Source organism: Nitrospira sp. NS4, from assembly GCF_049546785.1.
Lineage (GTDB): Bacteria > Nitrospirota > Nitrospiria > Nitrospirales > Nitrospiraceae > Nitrospira_D.
Genome location: NZ_JBMWAN010000001.1, coordinates 582,003 through 607,416, shown reverse-complemented (window position 1 = coordinate 607,416; position 25,414 = coordinate 582,003). Strand labels below are relative to the sequence as shown.

Here is a 25,414-nt window from a genome sequence, read left to right as displayed (position 1 = left end):
CTGCTGTGACCGCGATGGAAGGGCTGTTTTGGCTTTCGGTGTTCGGGATCGTGTACCCCTATCTCGGGTATCCGGCCGTCTTGTGGGTGTTGGGCCGTTTCTCAAGGCGGCAGGGGAAGACAGAGGGGGGCGATGCCTCTTTTTATCCCCCGGTATCAATGATTATCCCGGTCTGCAACGAGGAGAGGCGGATTGAGCGGAAGATAGTTAATACGGAGGCCCTCCGTTATCCGGCCGACCGGCTTCAAGTGTTGTTCGTTTCGGATGGGTCCACCGACCGGACGGTGGAATTGATCCGGACGCGGGCTCACGGAGGCATGACTCTGGTCGAATGTCCTGTCAGGCGGGGAAAGGCGGCGGCACTGAATGCCGGGCTTGAGCAGGCGAAGCATGATATTCTCGTTTTTTCTGATGCCGCGATCGAACTGGAGCCGGATGCGTTACGCAACATTGTACGGCGCTTTCGTGACCCTGCCATCGGATGTGTTTCCGGCGAGGACAAGATCGCCGAGTCAGGCGGAGAGGCCTGGTATGGGCGGTATGAGTTGCTCGTCCGGCGTCTTGAGTCCAAGGTGCATTCCATTGTGGGAGCGAGCGGTTCCTTCTATGCCCAGCGACGTAATCTTTGCGTGCCCTTTGTGGAGGGAATGGCGCCGGATTTTCTGTCCGTCCTCAGGACGGTCGAGCAGGGGTATCGCGCTGTCAGCGAGCCGGACGCGGTGGGCACGATGACCAGTGTCAAAGATTCCAGACAGGAATTCGAACGGAAGGTTCGCACGTTGATTCGGGGAATGACGGCGCTGTTTTCATATGCGCGGGTGCTGAACCCGGCCCGCTTCGGGGTATTTGCCCTAGAGATGCTGTCACATAAGGTCTTGCGATGGGCGGTGCCGTTTTTTCTGATCACAGCATTACTCAGCTCTGTGCTGTTAATGGATTCACCATGGTTCCTCTTTTTCTCAACCGTTCAGATCGCGTTCTATCTCGTTGCGCTGTTGGCATTTTCCGGATGGCATTTCCTTCGACACTCATTGCCCGGCAAGGTGGCGCTCTACTTTTCAATGGTTAATGCGGCAATTCTGGTTGCCTGGCTGAAGTATGCAACAGGTGTGAGGCAGGAACTGTGGACACCCTCTCAGAGATGACGCCCCCAGTGATCGAAACGCCGATGTTTTTTGAGAACGGGTCTTATCGGCTCTTCGGCATTGTGCATCAGCCTGTCGGAACTCCGTCGGGGGCCGGCTGGGTATTTTGTCATCCGTTTGCGGAGGAGAAGTTGTGGGCGCAACGCGTGTATGTCTCTTTTGCCAGGATGCTGGCCGCCCGCGGTGCATGGGTGCTTCGGTTTGACGCGATGGGGAATGGCGACAGCGAGGGGGAGTTCTCGGCGGCATCAGTGGAAACGATGCTCTCCGATATCGACTGTGCGGTCCGCCTGCTGGAGCGGTCGAGCGGGATCGCTCAGGGGATCGGGTTGTTGGGGCTGCGATTTGGCGCGACTCTGGCTGCTCTTGCCGCCGAGCGGTCGACGAAGGTCGGGAGGCTGGTGTTATGGGAGCCGGTTGTCGATGGAGGGAAATATATGCAGGAGTTGCTCCGCATCAATTTGACCACCCAAACGGCAGTGTATAAGGAAATCCGTCGCAACCGTGAGGCCCTGGTCAGGACGATGCGGGAAGGCAGCACAGTGAATATCGATGGATATGAGCTGGCCTATCCCTGTTATGAGCAAGCGTCGGCGGTGAACTTGAAAGAAGGGAGCAGGCGGTTTGCAGGCTCGTGTCTGATCGTTCAGATCGGAAGGGAAGGCCAGCCGTTCCACCCGGACCTCAAGGCTTTGCAAGAGGCCTATCCCTCTTCCGACCTTCAAGGAGCGGTGGAGGAGCCGTTTTGGAAAGAAATCAAACGATGGTACAGGACAGCCCCGAATTTGTTCGATCTGACATTGGGATGGATGGCCGCACGATGACGAGCGAAGTCCTTCCGGTTACATTTCCGAACAAGGCAGGCAATCGTCTGTTCGGTATGTTGCACCGGCCTGCGGATCCGTCTGCGTCCGGTGCCGCGATCATCCTATTGTCTCCCGGGGTCAAGATGCGGGTCGCTCCACACCGGCTGTACATCAGTATGGCAGAGCGATTCGTGGCGCTTGGGTATCCTGTTTTGCGATTCGACTTTTATGGGCTGGGTGATTCGGAGGGAGAGGTACAAGAGGAATATTTAGCTGATCTCTACGGGGCGATCCAGGTCGGCCGTTATGTCGATGATACCATTGCGGCAATGGACTGGATGCAGCGCACCTATGGAACGTCGCAGTTCATCGTCTCAGGGCTGTGCGGAGGGGCGATCACCGGCCTTCTCACTGCCGCACGGGACTTGAGGATCACCTGCCTGCTCGGGCTGGCCATCCCCGTCATTCTGGACGGCTCGCATATCGACTTCACAAAATATATGACAGACACTCAGATGAAGGGGACGCGTGACGGGTATCTTCGGAAGCTGTGGGACCTGGGCGCGTGGCGCTCCTGGGTCCGTTTTCTCACATTCCAAAGCGATTATAAGCTGATTGCCCGTTCACTCTTCAAGCCGTTACTCGTGAAGCTGCGAGGAAAGGTGCCGGTCTCTGCGGGAGCCGCTCAACAGGAAGGAACAGACAACACCAACCCCTATTTTGCCCCGTCATTTTTCAAGATGGTCTCTACGTCGCGGCCTGTCTATCTGATTTTCGCGGGGATGGATCGCCTCTACTACGAGTTCGAGAAGAAATTCGTGGAGCGGAAGCAAGCCGAATTGGAATCGTACACCGCCTGGCACGAGATTCACGTGACGAAGGATGCCAATCATATCTTTTCATTCCGTGAGTGGGAGGAGGACATGTTGGCTCAGTGCGGCAGGTGGCTTCGTCGTTTCGACGGCGATCATGCAGGGATGGCAGGTAATTGTAATGTGGGAAAAGTTAAATGAGAGCAGTCGCACGACAGCTTAAGAGAGGCGTGGTCGATCTGTATTGGACATTTCGAGGCCCATGTATCCGTGTGCCTGCGATCCCTGCCAATCCCCGGTCTGTCCTGTTTGTCTGCAAGGGGAACATCTGTCGCAGTCCTTTTGCGGAGCACCTTGCGTCGAACCTGCAGAGGCAGGGGCGTACTCCTGAAATCAAGTTCGGTTCTGCGGGGCTCCACGTGTCTAAACCGCTATCTTCGCCGGAGCACGCAATCCAGGTTGCAAGAAGTTTCGGCGTCGACCTTGAGCGCCATCGTTCTCAATCGATGTCCCTGGAACTTGTGGAGTCATACGATATGATTATTGCCATGGAGGCGTGGCAATATGCAGAGCTTCGGTCATCCTATGACCAGCATCAGGAAAAGTTGTTTCTCCTGCCGCTGCTTGATTCCAATGGGCCGGGCAAGGAGCGGGGCTATGCCGCTTTTAATATACAGGACCCGTACGGAGGTCCAGCCGGAGCGTTCGAAAAGTGCTTCGAGCGCATCAGTCAGTGTGTCGAGAAATGGTTTGAATCGATTGGACGATAGCCCTGCATCCGGGCTCGGCGTCCGGAGCACATTCTTCGGACCTTCACTCGAACGTAATCCGTCGAAATAATGTCTGCCTCAACCGCTCGGGACTAGCCGCCTGCGGCTCTCCCCCCAACGGAGATTATTGATGGACGGTTATCGTGTGGCTGCAAGGGTCATCTCTAACGTGCCTGGAAAAGGTAAGCTGTAGTCGTGACATTTCTGAAAAGAGTGGTGCAATTTCTTGATCGGGCAGACGGCTCTCTGCAGCGCAAGGCCGTCCGTTCCGGCATATGGGTCGGCCTGTCCAGCGCCGGGGTAGCGGTGCTGTCCTTTGCGCGCTCAATCATTCTCGCGAGGTTGCTGACTCCGGAGATTTTCGGGTTGATGGCCGTGTGCTCGATGGCCGTCCGTATGATCGAGATTTTTACCGAAACCGGATTCGGGGCGGCGTTGATTCACCGGCAGCAGCGCTTTGAGGATGCGCGGGACACGGCATTCACCCTCATGGTATTGCGCGGCGCGGGGCTTTCAGTGCTGGCATTCTTCATCGCGCCCTGGGCGGCGGCCTTCTATGAACAGCCGATCTTGGATTCGCTTGTGGCGATCGTGGGAATCAGTTTTGTCTTCACCGGTTGTCAGAATGTGAACGCGATTGCACTGCAGAAGGAATTGGATTTCAAGCGGTTGACCTATCTCGAGCAGGCGGGGACCGCGTTGAATTTCCTTGTGTCGGTGGGATTGGCATACACGCTTCGGAGTGTATGGGCGTTGGTATATGCGCAGATTGCCTCCGCCGCAATCAACAGCATCCTCTCGTTCGTCATTGTGCCGGGGCGGGTGCGTTTCCGTTTCGACTTTGCCATCGCGAAGGAACTGTTTCAATACGGGCGATTCATCACCGGACTGGTGATTGTCGTGTTTCTTACCCGTGAGTTGGACAATGCCGTGATCGGCAAGCTCTTGGGGATGGAGGCACTCGGTTACTATGTGATCGCCTATACCCTTGCAAATATTCCGTCGACATATATATCGAAACTGCTGGCGAAAGTGCTTTTCCCAATGTTTAGTAAGCTCCAGTCCGATAAGATCGGGCTTGCAGTCGAATATGGCCGCGGAATCCGCCTCGTCATCGGGGTGGTGGTTCCCGTGTCGGTCGGCATTGCGGTGCTGGCACCGGAGATCGTGGCAGCTTTGTACGGGCCCCAATGGGCGCCGGCTGTGGCACCCTTGCAGATCCTTGCGGTGTTCGGTTGTTTCAGGGCCCTCTGGATGCTCAATGGCTATCTCTACAACGCCATCGGTCAACCGCAGATCGATTTCTATGTCAGCCTGGCACGCTTGATCGTGATGGGAGCATTGATCTACCCGCTCGCGGTTTCCTATGGCATCGTCGGTGCGAGCTTGGCGGTGACCGTGCCTATGGTAATGCAGTTCATTGTCGGAGTCTTTCTCTCCCGGCGTCTGATCGGCGTGCCGGTCGCCACAAGCGCCCGTCCGTTTGCCGTTGCTGTTCTTCAGGGAGGGATACTTGGAGCGGTGTTGGTAAGTGCAAAGTTGTTCGTGACGAGCGATCCCATCATCGGCCTAGCCGTGCTCATCGGCTTGGGCGGCGTTGCGTTTGTAATTCTTCATGCTCAGGAGGTTCTGGCAGCCTGGCGAGCTCGAAAGACGCACGCTGTGTTTGCCCGAGATTCCCGGTGAAAATGGATGACACTGTGAAGCCAGATCCCCCCGTAGAGGTCTTGTACTGCGAGAATAACGTTGACGGCACTATCGGCGGCTCATACTACAGCCTGCTCTACCTTGTGAAAAACCTGGATCGTCAACGGTATCATCCCATTGTCATCTTTTACACCGAGCACGCACTGTTGCCCGCCTACCAGGAGGCGGGCGTCGAGACCTATGTATGGGAGAAGGCTAAGACCTTTACTTTCGGGAGCCTGAATCACCGATTCTGGAGATGGTTGCGTCCGATCCGCCCAATCGCGTTGCTGCTTCAAAAAGCATTGAATTTCGTGCACGAGTTTTTGGTTCCGGCCGTCGTGCGGGCCTGGTACATCAAGCGCAAGGGCGTAAAGATCGTCCATCTCAACAATTCAATTCTGTATAACCATGACTGGATGTTTGCGGCGAAGCTTGCCGGTGCGAGGTGTGTGACGCATGAGCGAGGGATCAATGACAGGTTTACGGCATCGGCAAAATACTTTGGGAAACGCTTGGACGCAGTGATCTGCATATCGGAGGCGGTACGACGAAATATGCACGATCGCGGCGCGGATTTCGGGAACCTTGTCGTCGTTCATAATGGATTGGATCCCGATAGTATGAAGATGAAGATCCGTCCTGATGCGTTACGGGCTGTCTATGAGATCGAGCCTGAAACTGTCGTGGTCGGAATGGTCGGAAATATCAAGTCATGGAAGGGACAGGACACGGTGGTTCGCGCAATCGACCGTGTTCGGCGCGCCTTCCCATCAGTCCGCTGTGTGCTTGTTGGAGACACGTCTCCCTCTGATAAGGATTATGAGCGGTCGCTTCACGAGTTGGTGGCCTCGTTAGGGCTGGAAAAGCATGTCATTTTTACAGGATTTCAACGACATGTGGGTGATTTTCTCATGATGTTCGACGTAGTCGTTCATGCTTCGGTGCTTCCGGAACCGTTCGGGAGGGTGATTCTTGAAGCCATGGCCTGTAAGAAACCGGTTATCGGGGCGCGAGCCGGCGCGATTCCGGAGATTGTCGAAGAAGGGAAGACGGGGCTGACCTTTCCCCCGGGAGACGCCGAGTGCCTGGCCGAAGCCATTATGATGTTGGCCGGCGATCGTGAGAAGGGGCAACGCTTCGGTGAGAACGGCTTCAATCGTCTGGTCAACGAGTTTCACATCGCGCGGAATATCGAGGCCACGCAGCGCCTCTACGAAAGGATTCTCGGTGCGGCCAGTTAACGTCCTTCACTTGCGGGACACCTATGAAATCGGCGGGCCGGGCAAGACAATCCTGGAGACCCATCGGGCGATCGATCGCAACCGCTTCCGGCTGCATCTTGGTGTGTTTGTAAGGCATGGAGAATCAGGCGATTCCCCTTTTACCGCTGAAGCGCTGCGTCTTGATATGCCGGTCCACTTTGTCAGGGGCGGGCATGCATACGATCCGCGTATGATCGGGCAGGTGAACGAACTCGTGAAGGCCCTTCAGATTGATATTGTGCATGCGCATGAGGTGAAGTCGGATGTGATCACCTATCTGGCCGCGCGGCTTCATGCTGTTCCGATCGTGACGACCCTGCATGGGTGGATCGGGAACGGCCTCAGACAACGGCTTCTCATCGCGCTGGATAAGCGCATCGTTCGCGGGTTCGACCGGGTGATCGCCGTCTCGCGTCAGATTGAGAAGGAAGTGCTTGCCGCGGGGGTGTCTCGTGACAGGCTACGGTTGGTGCACAACGCGATTGTCGTGGAGCGGTATCGTCGAAACGGTCGACGAGGCGCGCTTGCTGAGGTTCTCGGGCGTCCGGTTGAGAATCCGGTGGTTGCGAGTATCGGGCGGTTGAGCCACGAGAAGGGCCATGCGGATCTTATCGATGCCATTGATATTGTGAGCCGCCGCGGACAAAAGGTTTCCCTGGTTCTGATCGGGGACGGGCCGGAGCGTCCGAAGTTGATTCAACAGATCAATGCCCTTGGACTTCAAGGGACGGTTCACTTGCCGGGATATATTCAGGAACCTCAGCGACTCTTCGAAGAGCTCGACCTCATGGTGCTCCCATCACACACCGAAGGGCTCCCCAATGCAGCGTTGGAGGCGTTGCTCATGGAGGTGCCCGTCCTGGCGACCAGGGTAGGAGGCACCCCGGAGGTCATCACGGATGGGGAAACCGGACGGTTGGTTCCCGCGCATTCGCCCGAAGCCCTCGCAGGGGGTATACTCGACTATATTGCTGATCCGGCGTCATGGAAAAGCATGGCGAGCCGCGGGAAGGAAATCGTGCAGGCGAACTTTGATTTCAGGGCAAGGACTCGTAAATTGCAGGCGATCTACGACGAGTTAATGACAGGGCGGGCTTAGACAATATGCTGTACTACGGGTTGCTGCTGTTTTTCCTGTTGGAGTATGTGAGGCCGACAAGCTATGTGCCGGCTCTCAGCGCTCTTCACCTGAATTCGATCGTCCCCTTGACCGTGTTTGCGGGATCCATGCTGAGCAACGGGACGGTAAAAACCATCGAGGTGTTGCGCAGTGCCAATACTCGCTGGTTGATGTTCTTTCTAGTGCTCTTTGTCGTCTCCGGCCTGACTTGCGATGTCAAGCTGTACGTGTATAACACGTTCATGGTGGTAATCGGTTATGTTCTCATATATTTCGTGATTAAGAAGGAAGTCTACGATCTCGACAGGATGAAGGGTGTATTCGCGACATTGATTCTGATTCATGTGATTGTCGCGGCCTTGACCCCGGAAATGTTTTCGGGTGATGGGCAGAGGCACTATATCGCGTCAGGTTCATTCCTTGGTGACGGCAACGATTTTGCTCTTTCGGTGGTTATTGTTATTCCTCTGTGCCTGTTTCTGATGTTGGAGTCTACGGCCAAGATGAAAAAGCTGGTCTACGCGGGTATCCTGGTCGCTCTGGTCCTTGCCGTCGTGGTTACGCAATCGAGAGGAGGCGTGATCGCCTTGGCTTGCGTGGGGCTGTACTATTGGCTCAAGAGCGACAAGAAGATGATAGGAGCCGTTGGAATTGTGGCCATCGTTGTAGTCGCGGTTGCTTTTGCACCGACAGAACTATCCCAACGAATGGGAACGCTCACGGGTGAACAGTTGGATGGTTCGGCGCAAGGGAGGCTCCTGGCGTGGGGATCGGCGATTCGGATGGCGGCAGATAATCCCATTCTTGGGGTCGGAGTTGGTCATTTCCCCGTCAAGTTCGGGGTGGAATACAGGCCGGCGGGAGTCGGGACTGACGAAATGCCATGGCTGACTGCTCACTCCTCTTATTTTCTGATTCTGGGAGAATTGGGCCTCCCGGGCATTATCTTTTTTGTCGGACTCATCGTCACTAATTTCAGGTCCGGTGAACGGATGCTTCGAGCGATGAAAATGCACTCTGCGGAGAGGCTCGCCACCAATCGGCGTCTGATGATCGCCCTTAATGCGAGCCTCGTTGGTTTCGCGGTTGGCGGCGCCTTTCTCTCGGCAGTGTACTACCCGCACATTTATTTTCTGGCCGCGCTCTTGGAGTGCGGGCGAGAAATCTGCAGGAAGTCGACCGGATTGGAGGTGGTGGCGCAAGGATCGGGGGAAGAGGCTCCTTTGGCATATCGGGGGGTCGCGATATGAGGGCGAAGGGCCGCCTGTCTGGTTGTATGCATGGCACTCTCCTGATTGCCTCGATTGAAGCTGATCACCTGGGTTAGCAAGGATCGGGTATGCTGAGGAGAGGACTGATCTGGGCTATAGTACTCCTGCCTGCAATGATCGCAGGTGGATTGCTTCTCTTGATCGCCAGCGCAGTCCTGGTGATCCACATCACCGGTGATGCCGAGGCCTTTAGCAGGACGGCCGTGTCCGTTCAAACCCTCGCGAGGGACGTTTACGAGAGGCAACGAGCAATCTGGCAGGCACAGATCGGCTGCATCGAGTTCGACGAGGTGCTGTTTTACAAGCCGCGACCGGGTAAGTGCGTGTTTGACAACATTGAATATTCAACCGTGCTCACATTTGATACTCATGGGTTCAGACAAACCTCCTTCCCCGAGTGGCGGGGCGACGATAGCCCTACCCGTGGCCGTATTGTTGTACTTGGGGACTCGCAAGCCATGGGATGGGGGGTTCAGGATGAGGAAACTTTTGGGAGTATCTTGGCAAAGGAATATGGGTTCGAAGTTTTCAATTTGGCCGTGGCGAGTTATGGAACGGCACGGGAGCTTTTGAGACTGCGAAAAGAGTTCGATCTCCGGAAAGGCGATGTGGTGGTCATTCAGTATCACCCGAACGATTTGCGAGAGAACCTCGCCTTTCTTAAGTCGGGAAAGTTGCCCGCTCGCGCTCCGTCCGACCTTGCGCGTCTTGCGCACACACCTCAGAGCTACGGAGTCCTTCAGGTGTCGGCATCGATCGCATTCATTCTTAAGGGCAAGCTCATGAACACATTGTTCGGCGATACCGGCGGCGAGGTCGCAAGCGGGAAAAATCAGGCGGAGATATTTCTTGACGTAATCGATCACTTCCCGGAACTGGCACAGGCCAGGTTAGTGGTGTGCGAAGTGGCGAGCTTCGGTGAGGCAACCGCATTTGCCAAAGATCTCAAGCGTCTGACAGAGGGTCGTATGAGCGTGCTGAATCCGGCGTGGGAGAGCTCAGATTTTTACAGGCTGGACGATCATCTTAATGCGAAGGGGCATCGCAGGCTCGCCAATGTAATTGCGGCCACGATCTTGTCAGACTGAGTCGCCGGCAATCCTGTGCTGCATTGAACGGCCAGTTAGCTGAGAACGAGGCCACAGTCGAGCAGGTGAATCACGCATGAACCGCAGAATACTTGTCATTATTCCCTACGATATTACCATAGGTTTTGCGTTTAGCAGGTTGATCGGAGTGTTCTTGGAGGCCTGCGCGCAGGCCGCTGGCACGGTCAGTAACGTCCATTTCGCGTTCTCTACGGTAGGAGAAGAGGGCTCATCGGCGCTCCCTCCCGGGTTCTCCAATCTGCTCGAGTTTAATTCACGGAAGCATGACGGGAACGATGTTGCCAGGTTGTGTGCCTACGTAGGGCGGCACGGCATAGAAGCGGCATTTATCGTTGACGTCGGGGTGGAGGCCGGCTATTTACGAGATATTCGCCGGGCGGGTGTCAGGACCATCATCGCCTATTGGGGGGCACCTCTCAGTTCACTGAATCATGGGTTCAAACTGGCCCTTAAACGTCTTGAGGTGAGATACCTGCGACCTTCAAAGCCGGACCATTTCATTGTGGAGTCGAGGTCGATGCAGCAGACGGCGACAAACGGACGCGGGATTCCTGTCCACATGACAACAATCGTGCCGACTGGAGTGGACGAAGCACGGTTCCGCCCTCGCCCCGAAAGTCATAAACATGTCTATGACAGATTCGCGATTCCAGCGCATCGATCGATCGTTGTTTTTATGGGGCATCTCCACCGCCGCAAAGGGGTGCATGTTCTGCTGCAGGCGGCCGATCATATCGTGAGGGAGCGCCATCGGTCCGATATGCATTTCCTGTTTCTAGGCAATCAACCCGGAGAGGCGGAGGTATTTCGTGGCTCATATGATGAGGGCGCCACTGCCCCTTTCATCACATTCGGGGGCTATCAGTCCGATGTTCCTGCGTTGCTGGCCGGCTGCCATATCGGATGTGTCCCTACTACAGGGTGGGATTCCTTTCCGCTGTCTCCGTTAGAAATGCAGGCGTCCGGACTGCCAGTGGTCGTGAGCGATTGCCAGGGGCTTCCCGAAAGCGTATCCGACGGTGTAACCGGTTTAGTCGTGCCGGCCGGCGATGTTGTTGCGCTGTCAACAGCGCTTCAGCGCATGACCGACGATCGGGAGTTGCGCGACAGGATGAGTGTTGCCGCAATGCAGAGAATCCGCGCCTCGTTTACGCGCGCGCGGCAGGTCGAAGGCCTCCGGGATGTGGTCTGCCGTGTCGCCGGCTGGCTGCCGTTGGCCCCCAGCGCGATTCAAACCGAGCATAATAGGAAATAAACAACGGCGTGGTGCTTGCGCCGGGCGGACGAGCGCGTCAGGGTGACGATCGAGTATCGAAGCAGGTGAATTCCGTAGGTTTAAGGTGTGCTGGATGAATCAATCAGCGACGATTGAGCCGTTCATCCGTGAGGTTGAATATGCAATCTGCAGATTGTGAAGACGGTAGGGCTTCTTCAGGATCATCCTGTCGAAAAGTCAATCTTATGATTGTGGCATCGACTCTGTGGATTGGCGGGGCCGAGACGGTCATGCGCCATCTGGCGCATGCGATCAATCCCCGGCGGTTTATGGTGACAGTATGCCATCTGAAGCAGCGCGGCGTTGTTGGAGATGAGCTTTGCCGTGAGGGGGTTAACATTATCGGGCTGCCTATGGGCGCTCGTTCTGAGGTTGATTATCTGTCGTTCCTGAAGCTTCTGAAAGTGATTCGAGCGGAAAAGATCGAGGTCCTGCATACTCACACGACCCACGGGTTGGTTGATTCATGCCTCTGTAAGCTGGTGATGCCCCGATTGCGCGTCGTTCATACCTTCCACTTCGGGAACTATCCGCATACGCGTGCCAGCATCATATGGATGGAGCGGATCTTTTCCCGACTCGCAGACAGGCTGATCGCCGTGGGGGATATACAGAGGCGGCAGCTCCAGGACCTGTTTGGCTTCTCCGACCGACGGATACGTACAATCTGGAATGGTGTGAGAATTCGATCGGGTGCGGGCGATCCCTCGTTCCGGCGTAAGCTCGGAGCAGAGAATTGTGTCCTCATTGGAACGATAGCGACGCTGATACAGCAAAAGGGGTTGAGCGATCTGCTCGACGTGGCGAAGGTGATCCGGGACTCCGGGCGCAAGGCCGTGTTTGTGATCGTAGGAGAGGGGCATCTGCGCGCGGAGCTTGAGGCCAAACAACGGGAACTCGGCCTTGAGGGAACCGTTGTGCTGACCGGATGGGTCACGAATGCTGCAGATGTGGCGCTCCCGACCTTCGACATTTTCTTCCAGCCATCCTTGTGGGAGGCCATGTCAATGGTAATCCTTGAGGCGATGGCGGCCGGAAAGCCGGTTGTCGCCACGCGTGTCGGTGAGAACGGTCAGGTCATTGAGGATGGTGTTGACGGATTGCTCGTACAGCCGAGGAATGTCGGCGAGATGGCGGCGGCCCTCGGTCGTCTGATTGACGATGCGGCGTTGCGCGTCAGGCTCGGAGAAGCGGCACGGTTGAAGGTGGAGCAACGTTTTACGGTGGAGCATATGACAAATGCCTACGAAGCGGTCTATTCAGAGCTGCTGCGATGAAGGTGTTATTTCTGTCTCAAATCGTCCCCTATCCCCCTCACGGTGGCGTCCTGCAGCGAGGCTATAATCTCGTGCGCGAACTGGGGCGCGAGGCCCGCGTGCATCTGCTGGCGTTCGTGCATCCCGATGTGTTACCCACCGAGGCGGCCTGCTGCGAAAGCCGGGCAGCGCTCGAAAAGTTTTGTGAAGCGGTGGAGTATTTCCCGTTGTGGCCCAAGGCCTCTCCGCTTCATCGCGTCGCGGGGTTGGCCGTCGGCGCCCTTTCTCCGCGCCCCTTCAGCGTGCTGGCGCACCGATCGGCGGCGTTTCATCGGCGTGTGTCCGAGCTGATCGCTACGAAGAACTTTGATGTGATCCACGTCGATACCATCGCGCTGGCCCGGTTTCTCGACAAGAGGTGGTCGATTCCTGCGGTGTTGACCCATCACAACATCGAATCGCAGTTGATGGAGCGCCGGGCCGGGGCGGAGCGCGGCTTGCTCGCGAGACTGTATCTGCGACGAGAAACCCAAAAGTTGCTGGCTTACGAAGCCAAGATGTCCGGTTCGTTTGATGTCAACGTGTTTGTGTCAAAAACGGACGAGAAGACCCTCTTGGAGCGGGTCCCGGGCCTGCGCACAGCGATTGTGCCCAACGGCGTCGATGTCGAGTATTTCACGCCGAATCAGGGGAAGGACATGCCGGCGCTGATTTATACAGGCGGCATGAATATGTTCGCGAATCGCGATGCCGTCATGTTTTTCCTCAACGAGATCTGGCCATTGATCAGGAAGCAGGTGCCGGATGTACGATTCTTTGCCGTCGGCCAGGATCCGCCGAAGGAGCTTCTCGATCTGGCCGCGCGTGATCCTCATGTGGTGGTCACGGGATATGTGACCGATGTCCGTCCCCTGGTGTGTGATGCGTCCGTGTATGTGGTGCCTTTGCGTGTGGGAGGAGGGACCCGCTTGAAGGTGCTGGACGCGATGGCGATGGGCAAGGCGATGGTATCGACCTCGATCGGCTGCGAGGGCCTTGATGTTCGCCCGGACGAACACTTGCTGGTGGCCGACAGTCCGGAGCAGTTTGCCGAAAAGACTGTCAGGTTGCTGCAAGATCCGGGTCGCCGGCTTACCTTGGGGCGCACCGCTCGTGAGTTGGTGGAGCGCCGCTACTCCTGGCGGACGATCGGCGGACAATTGTTGGAAGCCTATCGCATCGCCATAGAGAACAGAAGGCAGGCGCGATGAATCGTTACGCGGCCGCGCTCTACAACCTGGCTCCGGTCTGGGGACAGAATCTGATCCTGACGGGCTACAGTACGCTGCTTGATCGTGAGCGATACGGGGGGCGTTTCGGAGAATTCCGGGATCTGTTAGCCAAAGCCGAGTGGTTTTCGGAGAGCGAGTTGGCGGCCTATCAGGATGAACGGTTGTGCGCGACCGTGAAACATGCCTACGAGACGGTGCCGTTCTACCGGCGCCGGTTCGACGAGTGCAAACTGAAACCATCCGATATTCGAGCGCAGAGCGATCTGCCGAAGGTTCCTCTGCTGACCCGCGACGATGTGCGCGCCCACTTTGATGAGCTGCGCTCCCGCGACGTATCCCGCAGTTCGATGCGGACCGGTCATACGAGCGGGACGACCGGCACTCCATTGACGGTGGGGTATGACGCCGACACGGTGTGGATGGCCTACGCGGCGCTCGATCGCCACTATCGCTGGGCAGGTTGTCGTTTGGCCAGGGATGGTGATCGAATCGCCGTGGCTCGCGGTAATGTAATTGTGCCGCTGGATCAGAAACAGCCGCCATTCTGGCGGATGAACCGGCGCCACAACCAATTATTGCTGTCGTCCTTTCACCTTTCGAAGCAGAATCTTCCCGCCTATTTCGACGCGCTGGCCCGCTTCAAGCCTGCGGTCCTCGACGGGTATCCCTCCACGCTGTACGTGCTGGCCAAGTTTCTGCAAAGCCGTGGTGAAACGTTTCCCCTCCGGGCGGCGATTACCTCATCAGAAACGTTGTACGACTTTCAGCGTGAGGTGATTGAGGAGCGGTTCGCGTGCCGCGTCTTCGATTATTACGCCCTGGCTGAGCGGGTGGTGTTTTCCAGCGAGTGCGAGCGGCATGAGGGGCATCACCTGGCGATGGAATACGGCGTGGCGGAGGTCGTGGACGGTCAGGGACATCCTGTGCCCGTCGGCACTGTAGGCAAGCTGGTTGGGACGAGTTTGCACAACAAGGCGATGCCGCTGATCCGCTATGTCACGAACGATATGACGAGCCTGCGGGAAAAGCCCTGCTCATGCGGGCGCGGGTTGAAGATCATGGATGATGTGACGACGAAGGCCGAGGACGTGCTGACGCTGAAAGACGGGCGGCTCATTTCGCCCTCCGTCCTGACGCATCCCTTCAAACCGTTGGATTGCATCGAGGGATCGCAGATCGTACAGACGGATCCACAGACCGTCATTGTGCGGCTTATTCCCGGGCCCGCGTATACGCCCGCCCATACCCGCCATCTGATTACCGAGTTATCGGCCCGTTTAGGACAGGATGTCAGGGTCGAGGTTCAGATGGTGGATCGGCTGGAACAGAAAGCGAGCGGCAAATTCAAATGGGTCATTTCTCACGTTCCGCTCGGCATCTGACCGAGCCGATTCTTCCGTCGATTTCGAAGAAAGGGAAACAAGACCTATGTGCGGGATAGTCGGGTTGGTCTATACGGACCCTGCAAGGCGCTGCGAACGCGATGTCGTCACGAAGATGCGGGACACCTTTGCCTATCGGGGGCCGGATGATGCCGGCCTGTATCTCGATGGACCTGTGGGACTCGGGCATCGCAGGCTCAGTATTATCGATCTGGGCGGCGGGCATCAGCCGATGTCCACGGAAGACGGAGCCCTCTCGATCGTGTTCAACGGGGAGATCTATAACTACCGGACGTTACGAGAAGAGTTGATCGCAAAGGGGTACCACTTTCAGAGCCAGAGTGACACCGAAGTCATTCTCAAGTTGTATGCCGAGCGCGGAGAGGCCTGTGTGCATGCGCTCAATGGCATGTTTGCGTTTGCCATCTGGGATGCCCGGCGGCGGGTCCTCTTTCTGGCCCGCGATCGGATGGGCGTGAAGCCGCTGTATTACGCGGTCACGCCCGGCGCCTTTCTGTTTGCATCCGAGATCAAAGCGATTCTGGCGAGCGGGGCGGTCTCCGCGCGATGCCGGGACGAGGCGGTGGCCGAGTACATGCTGTTTCGCCAGGTGGCCGGTCCCGAGAGTCTGTTTCGGGACGTGCTGAGCCTCCCTCCCGGGTGCACCCTCACACTGTACGACGGAAAACCGCGGATCGCGCGGTACTGGTCTCCAAGACCGGCCGCCGACCGGCCGCCGATTACCTATGAGGACGCGCGCCGGACCCTGGCGGACCTGCTTGAAGATTCCGTGAAGATGCGGCTCATCAGCGACGTGCCGGTGGGGACGTTTTGCAGCGGCGGGGTCGATTCCAGTCTCGTCACAGCCCTGGCGTCGAGGATCAAGGGGGATCCGGTCAACACCTTCTCAATCGGATTTGATGAACCGGAATATGACGAGAGCGCCTATGCGGCGATGGTGTCCAGGCAGTACGGCACCATTCATCATCAGCTCACGATCGGCAATGCCGAGTTCAGTGACTTATTCCCTCAAATGGTGTGGCAGAACGACGAGCCGCTCAACTTCGCCAATTCGGTCCAGATTTTTGCCTTGAGCCGATTGGCAAAACAGCACGTTACGGTCGTCCTCACCGGCGAAGGCTCGGACGAGTTATTCGCCGGGTATCCCCGCTATCGGATCCCGGGGATGGCAGCGGTTTATCGTCGTGTTCCCGCCGCGCTCAGGAGTGTGGTGAAGCTGTGGGGGAGTGTGACCCGCGATCATCGTGTCGCCAAGCTCGATCGCTATGCCTCCTGTTCTGCCGATGAAGCGCTGCTCTATAATTCGAGCATGCTGCGTCCGGATGTGGTGGCTGCGGTGTATCCACGGGTGATGGAGGGCCATCTCGACTATCGTCTATCCTGCCTCAAAGGCACGGAGCATCTCGGGTTAGACGAGGTGTCTCGTGTCTCTCTCCTCGATCAGGAGTGTTTCCTCGTGTCTATCCTCAATCGGCAGGATAAGATGAGCATGGCGGCGAGCATCGAGTCGCGTGTTCCGTTCATGGATTATCGGATCGTGGAATTCGCGAACCGGCTGCCGTCTGTCTACAAGCTGCGTGGCGGGATCGGCAAGGCCATTGTAAAGGATGTGGCGCGAGCGTTCTTGCCGGCCGAAACCGTCGATCGCCGAAAGTCCGGTTTCGGGGTTCCCTTGGACCGGTGGTTTCGGTCGAACAAAGGCATGGGGGAACGGGTTGCCGCACTTCCTGGACAGGCCGCTTCAGACCTGTTCGATCGCGGGGCTCTTCGCCGCCTCGTCGAAGAACATCGCGCCGGCAGGCATGACCACTCCGAGTTATTGTGGACGGTGCTCAACTTTCAGACGTGGAAAGAAGCGTTCCATTGCTAGAGTCGTGTGAGGAAATGCATTAGAGTGGAGCTGCGGGGTGGATTGAAGCATTCCAACCGTTCGTCATAACCAGGGAAGCGATCAAGAATGGGACAACAAGGTAACGCAATGACGCCGGTGAATGTCGCCCTCATTGGCTGTGGCAAGATGGGTGTGCATCATGCCAAAGCGATCAAGGCGCACGGGGCTGGTCGTATTATCGCACTGGCCGATCCGTCCGGGGACCGCTCGAAATTGGATGGCCTGGTATCGAAGGATGTGCCGTTTTTCAACTCGGCATCCGACATGCTGAAGGCAACCAAGCCGACAGTGGTCCATATCGCGACGCCACCCGCGACCCATGCGGACCTCGCGCAGTTGTGTCTGTCGCACGGCGCGCATGTCTATGTCGAAAAGCCCTTCACGCTCCGATTGGCCGATGTCGACGCGGTGCTTGAGGCTGCTCGGAAAGCCGGCCGATCGGTCTGCGCCGGGCATCAGTTGTTGTATGAGGCGCCGGCCCGGGCGTTGACGGCCTCGCTGCCGCTCATCGGGCGCGTGGTCCATGTGGAAAGTTACTTCTCGTTTAAGACGGTGAGAAAATCCAACGACGGGCGGTCGTTGATGTCCCCGATCGATCAATTGCTGGATATCTTGCCACATCCCGTCTACACCCTCCTGGACGCATTGGGTGGAGTAGCCGGGACAGCCCCGCAACTTCAGTCGCTGTATGTCAGACCCGAAGGGGAAGTGCATGCCATTGTGCAGGCCGGCGAAACAACCGGCATCTTGGTCGTGACGCTGCGGGGGAGGCCGATCGATTCGTACCTTCGGGTGGTGGGGACCAGCGGGTCCCTTCGCGCGGACTTTGTCCGCGGCGCGCTCACGAAACTGCCGGGTCCGGGTACGTCGGCCGTGGCGATTCTCTCCAACCCTTACCGGGAAGCGATGCAGATTCTGATCGGATCAACCCGGGGGTTCGCCTCGCGCATCCTGAATAAGGGGAAGGGCTATCCGGGTCTGGCCGAGTTAATCGAAGCCTTTTATAACAGCATCCGGCAAGGCACACCGCCTCCGCTTTCTCCTTCATCTATCCGTGAGACGGTCCGGCTTTGTGAGCAGGTCGGGGAGCGGCTCCGTGCAGCCAAGGCGGAATATGAAGCGCGGGCGGAAGCCGAACTGGCCGTACGCGAACGGCAGCTCCCTCCGACGGAAGCGGCCAAGGGGCTGGTTCTCGTCACCGGCGGGAGCGGGATGCTGGGCCGAGCGGTCGTTGCCGAACTTCGGCGGGGAGGATGGCCGGTTCGCTCGCTCGGACGCCGTGTTCCCCCTCCTTCGGAACGGGAAGCGGGGGTCGAATATGTTATGGCGGATCTCGGAGGGGACTTCGACGAATCTGTCTTGTCCGGAGTCGCGACGGTCGTCCATTGTGCGGCGGAGACCGCAGGGGGCAAGGAGGCGCACGAACGGAACTCGGTGCAGGCGACGCGTAATCTTCTGCGGAGCGCCGCCAAGGCGTCGGCTCAGCGGTTTATCCATATAAGCAGTCTTGCCGTGTTGAAGACCAGCAAGGAGATGGGCGGGCCGCTCGACGAGCGGACGCCGGTGGATATCGGCAATCTTGGTCGGGGGCCTTACGTTTGGGGCAAGGCTGAGTCGGAGCGCGACGTGGTGGAGCAGGGGCCGGCCCTTGGTTTAAAGGTCAAAGTGATCAGGCCGGGCCCACTGGTCGACTTTTCGGACTTTGAACCGCCCGGCCGGCTAGGACGTGAGCTGGGGCCGCTTTATGTTGCGGTGGGGCCCCGGTCGAGTCGAATCAACCTGTGCGATGTCGGCACTGCCGCACAAGTCATTCGGGCGACGGTGGAGGACATCGAGGACGCACCATCCGTCGTGAATCTTGTCGAGCCGACGGCGCCGACGCGTGATGAGTTGCTCGCCCGCTGGCTCAGGAAACGCCCCGATCTGAAGGCCCTGTGGTTGCCGGCCTTTGTCCTATCTGTGCTTTCGCCGTTGCTTATTCTGCTCCAGCGGATCATTCTGCGTGGCAAGACGCCGATCGATATTGCCGCCGCGTTTGCTTCAGAGCGCTATGACACGACCCTCGCCGCGCAGGTAGTGCAGCGGGCGCGAATAGCCGCTGATTCGAGGATGAAATGAAATAAGTGAGCAGAAAGTCGAGTGCCGCACAGGCGGCGACCGCAATTCATCAAAATAGCTCGCGAACTGCCTGACGGCTGGAGGCAGACATTTTATGCCAAGGCATTCGACGTGGGTGCTGAGCGGCTGAAGCTTCCCCCTGATTCGACGAATTGTGACCAAGGGTTCAAGAATCTGAGCGCGGCGGTGCGTCGGGTTACTAAGTTATGAAGGAGCCACGGTGTGTGGATGAGTCCAATACGACGATTTGGATCAGTGATGGTGTTGACGGCGATGGGTTTGCTGTTCTCGATGCACGGGCTGGAGGGTGAAGTGGCTGCCTCAGAGGGCCAAATGAAGATGGACAAGGTAGAGGCTGGATCAAAAACTATTGTGTTGATCGGGGCTTCCTATGCCGGTGGGTGGCCTTCGGAAAAACCACTCGCCGGGTACCGAATGATAAACAAGGGCGTGAGCGGGCAACAGTCGTTCGAGATGTTGGCCCGCTTCGAGAGCGACGTGTGTGCTCTAAATCCGGATGCAGTCATCATCTGGGGATTTATCAATGACGTGTTCCGATCCGATCGATCGCAGATCGACCAGACCCTGAGGCGGACGCGCGAAAGTATCATCGCCATGGTGGAACTGGCCAGACGAACCGGAATCACGCCTGTCCTTGCCACCGAGGTAACTATACGGGGTAAGGCAGGGTGGTCAGAAAGGTTCGAGTCGATGATCGGGAGAATTCTGGGGAAGTCGAGTTATCAGGATTACGTAAACGGGCATGTCATCGAGACAAATCGCTGGATCCGGGACCTGGCGACCCGTGAAGGGGTCCTGCTTCTTGATCTGGAAACCGTCCTTGCCGATCAGCAGAGTGTGAGGCGAAAAGAATTTGCTCTCCCCGATGGCAGTCACATTTCTCCGCAAGGGTATGAAGCTTTGATGCGGTATTCCGAGGATAAGATCAGAAGCGCGCCCGGCTCAAGATAGGGGGGCGTTTTGTTGCAACTGCGTGGATATGGAAACGGTCGTTAAGTATCTTGTGCTCCCGTCTAATCTGATCACGCTCAGTGCGATTTTCGGGATTTTACTGTTTGCCCTCCGCAGCACGCGTAAATGGGGGGGGGCGCTCTGTATTATCGCGTTCGCCTGCTACCTGTTTTTTGGAGCCGGACCGGTGGCCTTCTGGCTCTTGGGCAATCTTGAGTACCGGATCGCGCCGGCATCGGCATCCCAGCGCGAAGGGGTCCGAAAGGTTGTTGTCCTTGCGGCACACGCAGAATCTGATCCAAACGTTCCATTAAGCAGTCGCATTAGCGGCGAGACAGCGTTTCGGCTGCTTGAGGTGATCAGTATATTTCGGGCAGCACAGGACTCGCTGGTCATTATTAGCGGGGGAGGTCCGGCTCCGGCCATTATGCGCGAGGTGCTGGTTTCTGCGGGTATTCCTTCCGATCATCTTGTGATCGACGGGGATGCATTCAGCACTTTCGAAAGTGCTCACCATCTCAGTCCCACGATAGGAACGTCACCGTTCCTGCTTGTGACCTCCGCAGGTCATATGCCGAGAGCCATAGGAGTGTTTCAAAAGGCGGGGACTGTTCCCCTTGCCGCACCGACGCATTATCTAGCGAAGCGGAATTGGCTGGCTATTCAATACCTTCCGTCGCCAGTCCATCTCGCCTACTCAGATTTGGCCGTATCCGAATATGCAGCGCTAAGTTGGTATCGTCTCAAGGGATGGTTATGAGCCGGGCACACTACTGCCCGCCGTCAGGCTGGCGCTCAAGTTTTACGCGGTTTGATCTGGTTGTAACCAAATGCGACGGACTCAGGAGGAACGTCCTTGCTGATCACCGCATTGGCTCCAACAATGGCATGACGGCCAATGGTGATACTGCCCATGATCACTGCGCCGGCATAGACGGTAACATGGTCCTGCAGCGTTGGATAGCTGGTGGTCTCGGCGAGTCCCTGTCGCTGTCGGCCGATCGACACATTCTGATAAATCGTGACGTTACGCCCGATCCTCACCTCACTGCCAATGACAACACCGACAGGATGAGGGAAATAGACGGTGTTAAGGTAGCGGAATGGAATTTGACAACAGATCAACTTCTGCAGGAAGGCTCGCAGGATTGCCAGTTGTGTCTTCAAGCAGCTATAGACTCCTTCCGGATTGCGGTGTTCTCATGGCAGACCGCAATGTGGCCATTCGAGTGGCGGGTCCAGGCGGTGTCGACTGAATCAGGGGGCAAAATTGAAAGCACGACCTTGCTGGAAAGACCTATAGCATGAACCGCGCACTCATGGAAGCTCTGTTTAACCTGAGACCGGTCCGCTGGGCTGCTGCGGGGACATTCTTGCTCCGCGGAACATTGTTTCTTTTGGTGGGGAACTATTATCGAGGGATGAGCGACCTCTGTTGGGTTTCTCGCGTTTCCGGGGTGGACGTTTTGAAAACGGTGTCAGATGCGGTGATTCAGAGGGTGATCGAGAGAGTCCGGCGTGAGGGGAAAAATGTGTTGGTCGACTCGTTTCTTTCTGACAAGGCTGCTACGGCCTGTGCGTCACTGTATTCGCTTACGGGGTTAAGTGCCGGCGATATTTTTCGAGATGTGATCGTGTTGAAGTCCTCAACTTCAGGGGAAAAAGGCGTTATCCTGATCAAGTATGCCCGTACGTTTGAAGCGGTGATCGCTCTCTTTGACCTGCCCAGATTGCTTGACCGGTACGTGTTTGTTCTCGAGCCCTGTTGGGCCGGGTATTGTGATCCCAGTATCCTGATGTTCATCGCGCCGGGTCATCCCGTGATCGTGCAGTGTTTCACTGAGGAGGACCATCGTTTCATATCGAGCATCGGTGCGCCTTTCGTTCCGATTCGACTGGGACCGGCCGATTGGGTGGATGCTGACCTCTTTGCTACTGTTCATTCGGACGCAAAGCAATATGACCTTGTGATGGTGGCGAACTGGGAACCTCACAAGCGGCATGCGCAACTATTCCGAGCTTTGAGCGAGATCAAGGGGCGAAACATTCGAGTGCTGCTAGTGGGGTTTCAGTTGGGCGGACGGACGGCCGATGATATAAGAAAAGAGGCGGATATCATACGGAACCCTTTGATTGAGATAGAGATTCTGGAGAAGCTTCCGCCGCGGGAGCTTGCACGCGTTGTCGGCCAGTGTAAGGCGTTCGTGTTTCTCTCGAAGAAAGAGGGCGACAATAAAGCTCTTGTCGAAGCAATGTTCGTCGATGTGCCCGCCGTTGTATTTGACAGGACTATCGGCGGGGCGCGGAGTCGCATTAATCCGTCAACAGGCATTCTGGCATCGGACGAGCAATTAGCCGAAAAGATCATCTACATGTTGGACCATTATAAAGAATTTAGGCCCAGAGCCTGGGCGCTTCAGCACACGGGCAGTTCAATCGCAACGCGGGTTTTGAATGAGGAGATCAAACGCATTGCGATCGAGTCAGGCGGGAGGTGTACGGAGAGCATCGCGGAGAAAACCAACTCTCCCAACCTGACCTATAAAGATCCATCCCGGCGGGATTATTTTAAGAAAGATTATGAATTCATCCTCTCGTGCCAACGCCGTTCTCTAAGGTCGGAATTGTTGACGCGTTAGGGACGGTTGCCCAATATGGTCGCCGCGGGAAGCCCGATTATTAGCAAAGTGCCAACGTGTCGAGGGAGTCAACAGAATGCAACATATCGATATTCTAGGAATCTCAGCCTTTTATCACGACAGCGCCGCCTGTCTCATCCGTGATGGGGAAATCATCGCGGCTGCGCAGGAAGAGAGGTTTACCAGGAAAAAGCACGATCCAGGTTTTCCCGGGGAGGCCGTGCGGTACTGCCTGAAGGCGGGAAATATCTCGCTGCCGAATCTTAAGTACATCGTCTTCTATGATAAGCCTTTGGTCAAGTTTGAGCGCCTGCTCGAAACCTATCTGGCCTTTGCTCCCAAAGGCCTGCAGTCTTTTGTCGCGGCCATGCCTGTATGGCTGAAGGAAAAGCTCTTCCTGAAGACCCTGCTTCAGAAGGAGTTTCTTGCCCTGTTGCCGGAGGGAAAGAAGTCGGACTTGCCGCCGATCCTGTTTTCGGAGCATCACGAGTCGCATGCGGCGTCGGCATTCTATCCGTCTCCGTTTGATACGGCGGTCGTGCTCTGCATGGATGGAGTAGGGGAGTGGGCCACAACGTCGGCTTGGCTCGGCGAAGGGCGATCCTTGAAGCCGTTATGGGAGATTCCGTTTCCTCATTCCCTGGGGCTGTTGTACTCCGCCTTCACCTACTACACAGGATTCAAGGTCAATTCAGGCGAGTATAAGGTCATGGGGCTCGCTCCGTATGGCGAGCCCAAATATGTAAAGGCCATCTACGAACACTTGATCGATCTGAAGCCGGACGGCACCTTCAGGCTCAACATGGATTACTTCAATTATTGTACGGGTCTCACAATGACCGGGCCGAAGTTCGACGAAATCTTCGGCGGGCCGCCTCGGAAACCGGAAAGCAAATTAGGCCAGCGTGAAATGGATCTTGCCCGATCGGTTCAAGAAGTCACGGAAGAAGTCATGCTTCGCGTCAGCCGGACGCTGCATCGTGAGACCGGCGTCGAGAATCTCTGCCTCGCGGGCGGTGTGGCGCTGAATTGCGTCGGGAACGGTCGCATTCTGCGCGAGGGGCCGTTCAAGAATCTGTGGATTCAGCCCGCCGCCGGGGATGCCGGGGGGGCGGTCGGGGCGGCCCTCGCCGCGTGGCATCAATATGATGAGCAGCCTCGGCCCGGCCGGAACGGCAGCGACAGGATGAAGGGGAGCTATTTAGGCCCTTCGTTTACCAACGAGGAAGTGGAGCAGTTTTTAAGGAAGCAGGATGCCCCGTATGTTCGGCTCAATGGCGACGACCTCTTCAACCGGGTCGCGGAGGAACTTGCTGCTGAGAAAGTGGTCGGCTGGCTCCAGGGCAGAATGGAGTTCGGGCCGAGGTCGCTCGGGGGACGAAGCATCCTTGGCGATGCCCGGAGCCCGAAAATGCAGTCCGTGATGAACCTCAAGATCAAATACCGGGAATCGTTCCGGCCGTTCGCCCCTTCCGTTTTGAGAGAGCGGGTGTCGGAGTATTTCGATTTGAGTTCGGACAGCCCCTATATGTTGATTGTCGCTCCCGTTCTTGAGAGGCGGCGGATTCCCTTGCGGACAGAGGATAAGGCGCTCTGGGGTATCGACCTGCTCAACGTCCCGCGCTCCGATATCCCGGCCATCACCCATATCGACTACTCGGCGCGCATACAAACAGTTCATCGTGAAACGAATCCAAGTTACTACAACTTGTTGAAAGCCTTTGAAGCAAAGACCGGCTACAGTGTCCTTGTGAATACCTCTTTTAACGTGCGTGGCGAGCCGATTGTCTGCACGCCGGAAGACGCCTATCGCTGTTTTATGCGGACAGAAATGGATGTGCTCGTGCTGGAGAACTGTGTTCTGCTGAAGACGGAGCAGAAGCCATTGGAGGGGGACACGGATTGGAAGAAGGAGTTCGAGTTAGATTAGGAAGGAAAGAATTCCATGACCAGGCAAAGTGAAACCAAAGAACTGCGCACATTCGGCCTAATGGTCGGAGGAATTTTCTCGATCATTGGATTGTGGCCGGTCCTTTTTCGAGGGGACTCGCCAAGGATATGGGCGATCTCCGTCGGGGGGGCGCTCGTCGGGCTTGGCCTGGCCCTGCCGTCAAGCCTCAAGCACATTCATCGCATCTGGATGAAAATCGGGCATGGTCTTGGCTATATCAACACCAGGATTCTCCTGGGAGTGATTTTCTACGGGCTGATCACCCCGATGGGGGTCATCATGCGACTCTTCGGGAAAGATTCCATGCACCGGGTGCTCGTGCCGGGGGCCGATACCTATCGGGTAATTCGTCCGGCACGGTCCCGGTTGCACATGAAGAATCAGTTCTAGTTGAAGGAGGAGTGACGATGGGTGAGTTCGTCCTGGAATTGTGGGCCTTTATGAAGGAGCGCAAGAAGTTCTGGCTGCTCCCGATCATTGTGGTACTGCTCCTATTGGGGGCGTTGATTGTCCTCACGCAGGGTTCTGCTGTCGCCCCATTTATTTATACTCTGTTTTAGGGGGGGCAGGCCTGATCGCAAACGGTGATGTGACCCGTGTTTCTCCGGTTGCACGTGGTTTGTTCCCTGGAGATCGAAGACGATAATGGAATC

22 protein-coding genes are annotated in these 25,414 nt (G+C 56.8%); 21 read left to right on the top strand and 1 reads right to left on the bottom strand.

All coding sequences use genetic code 11. From position 1 onward, the window contains the following. The first annotated feature begins 14 nt into the window (after positions 1-14). The 17 genes from ACO9S2_RS02615 (at position 15) to ACO9S2_RS02535 (ending at position 20,931) form a co-directional block, all read left to right on the top strand. Positions 15-1,145 (top strand): glycosyltransferase family 2 protein, encoded by a 1,131-nt coding sequence (locus ACO9S2_RS02615; protein ID WP_423720700.1) that lies wholly within the window; start codon positions 15-17, stop codon positions 1,143-1,145. After that, the gene (locus tag ACO9S2_RS02610) at positions 1,142-1,969 is read left to right on the top strand and encodes a serine aminopeptidase domain-containing protein (RefSeq protein WP_423720280.1); all 828 of its coding nucleotides are present in this window, start codon (positions 1,142-1,144) and stop codon (positions 1,967-1,969) included. The genes ACO9S2_RS02615 and ACO9S2_RS02610 overlap by 4 nt, the downstream gene beginning before the upstream one ends. Continuing rightward, a complete protein-coding gene (locus tag ACO9S2_RS02605) occupies positions 1,966-2,964 on the top strand; it encodes a hypothetical protein (RefSeq protein WP_423720279.1) in 999 nt (332 codons plus the stop codon). The genes ACO9S2_RS02610 and ACO9S2_RS02605 overlap by 4 nt, the downstream gene beginning before the upstream one ends. Continuing rightward, a complete protein-coding gene (locus ACO9S2_RS02600) occupies positions 2,961-3,533 on the top strand; it encodes a low molecular weight protein-tyrosine-phosphatase (protein ID WP_423720277.1) in 573 nt (190 codons plus the stop codon). Before ACO9S2_RS02605 ends, ACO9S2_RS02600 begins: the two co-directional genes overlap by 4 nt. Positions 3,534-3,728: 195 nt before the next feature. Next, positions 3,729-5,219, top strand: coding sequence for a lipopolysaccharide biosynthesis protein (locus tag ACO9S2_RS02595; protein WP_423720276.1), 1,491 nt, complete (start codon positions 3,729-3,731; stop codon positions 5,217-5,219). Between the two features lie 14 nt (positions 5,220-5,233). Further along, complete coding sequence (locus ACO9S2_RS02590; RefSeq protein ID WP_423720275.1) at positions 5,234-6,463, top strand: glycosyltransferase family 4 protein; 1,230 nt, start codon at positions 5,234-5,236, stop codon at positions 6,461-6,463. Beyond that, complete coding sequence (locus ACO9S2_RS02585; protein ID WP_423720274.1) at positions 6,450-7,583, top strand: glycosyltransferase; 1,134 nt, start codon at positions 6,450-6,452, stop codon at positions 7,581-7,583. Before ACO9S2_RS02590 ends, ACO9S2_RS02585 begins: the two co-directional genes overlap by 14 nt. Before the next feature lie 5 nt (positions 7,584-7,588). Next, positions 7,589-8,854, top strand: a complete 1,266-nt coding sequence (locus ACO9S2_RS02580; protein WP_423720273.1) for an O-antigen ligase family protein — start codon at positions 7,589-7,591, stop codon at positions 8,852-8,854. A gap of 89 nt (positions 8,855-8,943) precedes the next feature. Continuing rightward, positions 8,944-9,963, top strand: coding sequence for an SGNH/GDSL hydrolase family protein (locus tag ACO9S2_RS02575; protein ID WP_423720272.1), 1,020 nt, complete (start codon positions 8,944-8,946; stop codon positions 9,961-9,963). 76 nt (positions 9,964-10,039) lie between these two features. Continuing rightward, the gene (locus ACO9S2_RS02570) at positions 10,040-11,239 is read left to right on the top strand and encodes a glycosyltransferase family 4 protein (RefSeq protein WP_423720270.1); all 1,200 of its coding nucleotides are present in this window, start codon (positions 10,040-10,042) and stop codon (positions 11,237-11,239) included. Between the two features lie 206 nt (positions 11,240-11,445). Next, the gene (locus tag ACO9S2_RS02565) at positions 11,446-12,537 is read left to right on the top strand and encodes a glycosyltransferase family 4 protein (RefSeq protein ID WP_423720269.1); all 1,092 of its coding nucleotides are present in this window, start codon (positions 11,446-11,448) and stop codon (positions 12,535-12,537) included. Next, on the top strand, positions 12,534-13,766 hold the full coding sequence (locus tag ACO9S2_RS02560; RefSeq protein ID WP_423720267.1) for a glycosyltransferase: 1,233 nt from the start codon (positions 12,534-12,536) through the stop codon (positions 13,764-13,766). The genes ACO9S2_RS02565 and ACO9S2_RS02560 overlap by 4 nt, the downstream gene beginning before the upstream one ends. Next, complete coding sequence (locus ACO9S2_RS02555) at positions 13,763-15,169, top strand: phenylacetate--CoA ligase family protein (RefSeq protein WP_423720266.1); 1,407 nt, start codon at positions 13,763-13,765, stop codon at positions 15,167-15,169. The genes ACO9S2_RS02560 and ACO9S2_RS02555 overlap by 4 nt, the downstream gene beginning before the upstream one ends. A 46-nt stretch (positions 15,170-15,215) precedes the next feature. Continuing rightward, positions 15,216-17,060 carry an asparagine synthase (glutamine-hydrolyzing) gene (asnB, locus tag ACO9S2_RS02550; RefSeq protein ID WP_423720265.1) on the top strand — a complete coding sequence of 615 codons (1,845 nt, stop codon included), beginning with the start codon at positions 15,216-15,218 and terminating at the stop codon, positions 17,058-17,060. Positions 17,061-17,147: 87 nt separating this feature from the next. Continuing rightward, on the top strand, positions 17,148-19,199 hold the full coding sequence (locus ACO9S2_RS02545) for a Gfo/Idh/MocA family oxidoreductase (RefSeq protein WP_423720264.1): 2,052 nt from the start codon (positions 17,148-17,150) through the stop codon (positions 19,197-19,199). A gap of 228 nt (positions 19,200-19,427) precedes the next feature. Then, entirely contained in the window at positions 19,428-20,171 is a 744-nt protein-coding gene (locus tag ACO9S2_RS02540) for a GDSL-type esterase/lipase family protein (protein WP_423720263.1), read from the top strand. Between the two features lie 28 nt (positions 20,172-20,199). Continuing rightward, on the top strand, positions 20,200-20,931 hold the full coding sequence (locus ACO9S2_RS02535; protein WP_423720256.1) for a YdcF family protein: 732 nt from the start codon (positions 20,200-20,202) through the stop codon (positions 20,929-20,931). 35 nt (positions 20,932-20,966) lie between these two features. Here the strand turns inward: ACO9S2_RS02535 and ACO9S2_RS02530 are convergent, their stop codons facing one another. Next, the gene (locus ACO9S2_RS02530; RefSeq protein WP_423720255.1) at positions 20,967-21,338 is read right to left on the bottom strand and encodes a serine acetyltransferase; all 372 of its coding nucleotides are present in this window, start codon (positions 21,336-21,338) and stop codon (positions 20,967-20,969) included. A 152-nt stretch (positions 21,339-21,490) separates the two neighbouring features. On the opposite strand from ACO9S2_RS02530, the gene ACO9S2_RS02525 reads away from it, so the two are divergent. The 4 genes from ACO9S2_RS02525 (at position 21,491) to ACO9S2_RS02510 (ending at position 25,321) form a co-directional block, all read left to right on the top strand. Then, a complete protein-coding gene (locus ACO9S2_RS02525) occupies positions 21,491-22,810 on the top strand; it encodes a glycosyltransferase (RefSeq protein WP_423720253.1) in 1,320 nt (439 codons plus the stop codon). Between the two features lie 76 nt (positions 22,811-22,886). Next, positions 22,887-24,740, top strand: coding sequence for a carbamoyltransferase family protein (locus tag ACO9S2_RS02520; protein WP_423720251.1), 1,854 nt, complete (start codon positions 22,887-22,889; stop codon positions 24,738-24,740). A gap of 15 nt (positions 24,741-24,755) precedes the next feature. Next, the gene (locus ACO9S2_RS02515) at positions 24,756-25,151 is read left to right on the top strand and encodes an SxtJ family membrane protein (RefSeq protein ID WP_423720250.1); all 396 of its coding nucleotides are present in this window, start codon (positions 24,756-24,758) and stop codon (positions 25,149-25,151) included. A gap of 17 nt (positions 25,152-25,168) precedes the next feature. Further along, positions 25,169-25,321 carry a DUF5989 family protein gene (locus tag ACO9S2_RS02510; protein WP_423720249.1) on the top strand — a complete coding sequence of 51 codons (153 nt, stop codon included), beginning with the start codon at positions 25,169-25,171 and terminating at the stop codon, positions 25,319-25,321. Positions 25,322-25,414: the final 93 nt, after the last annotated feature.

What these genes read in the sequence shown, in the direction of transcription:
- ACO9S2_RS02615 (WP_423720700.1), top strand. Translation starts at nt 15, where the DNA reads ATGGAAGGGCTGTTTTGGCTTTCGGTGTTCGGGATCGTGTACCCCTAT.
- ACO9S2_RS02610 (WP_423720280.1), top strand. Translation starts at nt 1,142, where the DNA reads ATGACGCCCCCAGTGATCGAAACGCCGATGTTTTTTGAGAACGGGTCT.
- ACO9S2_RS02605 (WP_423720279.1), top strand. Translation starts at nt 1,966, where the DNA reads ATGACGAGCGAAGTCCTTCCGGTTACATTTCCGAACAAGGCAGGCAAT.
- ACO9S2_RS02600 (WP_423720277.1), top strand. Translation starts at nt 2,961, where the DNA reads ATGAGAGCAGTCGCACGACAGCTTAAGAGAGGCGTGGTCGATCTGTAT.
- ACO9S2_RS02580 (WP_423720273.1), top strand. Translation starts at nt 7,589, where the DNA reads ATGCTGTACTACGGGTTGCTGCTGTTTTTCCTGTTGGAGTATGTGAGG.
- ACO9S2_RS02575 (WP_423720272.1), top strand. Translation starts at nt 8,944, where the DNA reads ATGCTGAGGAGAGGACTGATCTGGGCTATAGTACTCCTGCCTGCAATG.
- ACO9S2_RS02570 (WP_423720270.1), top strand. Translation starts at nt 10,040, where the DNA reads ATGAACCGCAGAATACTTGTCATTATTCCCTACGATATTACCATAGGT.
- ACO9S2_RS02565 (WP_423720269.1), top strand. Translation starts at nt 11,446, where the DNA reads ATGATTGTGGCATCGACTCTGTGGATTGGCGGGGCCGAGACGGTCATG.
- ACO9S2_RS02560 (WP_423720267.1), top strand. Translation starts at nt 12,534, where the DNA reads ATGAAGGTGTTATTTCTGTCTCAAATCGTCCCCTATCCCCCTCACGGT.
- ACO9S2_RS02555 (WP_423720266.1), top strand. Translation starts at nt 13,763, where the DNA reads ATGAATCGTTACGCGGCCGCGCTCTACAACCTGGCTCCGGTCTGGGGA.
- asnB (WP_423720265.1), top strand. Translation starts at nt 15,216, where the DNA reads ATGTGCGGGATAGTCGGGTTGGTCTATACGGACCCTGCAAGGCGCTGC.
- ACO9S2_RS02545 (WP_423720264.1), top strand. Translation starts at nt 17,148, where the DNA reads ATGGGACAACAAGGTAACGCAATGACGCCGGTGAATGTCGCCCTCATT.
- ACO9S2_RS02540 (WP_423720263.1), top strand. Translation starts at nt 19,428, where the DNA reads ATGAGTCCAATACGACGATTTGGATCAGTGATGGTGTTGACGGCGATG.
- ACO9S2_RS02535 (WP_423720256.1), top strand. Translation starts at nt 20,200, where the DNA reads ATGGAAACGGTCGTTAAGTATCTTGTGCTCCCGTCTAATCTGATCACG.
- ACO9S2_RS02525 (WP_423720253.1), top strand. Translation starts at nt 21,491, where the DNA reads ATGGAAGCTCTGTTTAACCTGAGACCGGTCCGCTGGGCTGCTGCGGGG.
- ACO9S2_RS02520 (WP_423720251.1), top strand. Translation starts at nt 22,887, where the DNA reads ATGCAACATATCGATATTCTAGGAATCTCAGCCTTTTATCACGACAGC.
- ACO9S2_RS02515 (WP_423720250.1), top strand. Translation starts at nt 24,756, where the DNA reads ATGACCAGGCAAAGTGAAACCAAAGAACTGCGCACATTCGGCCTAATG.
- ACO9S2_RS02510 (WP_423720249.1), top strand. Translation starts at nt 25,169, where the DNA reads ATGGGTGAGTTCGTCCTGGAATTGTGGGCCTTTATGAAGGAGCGCAAG.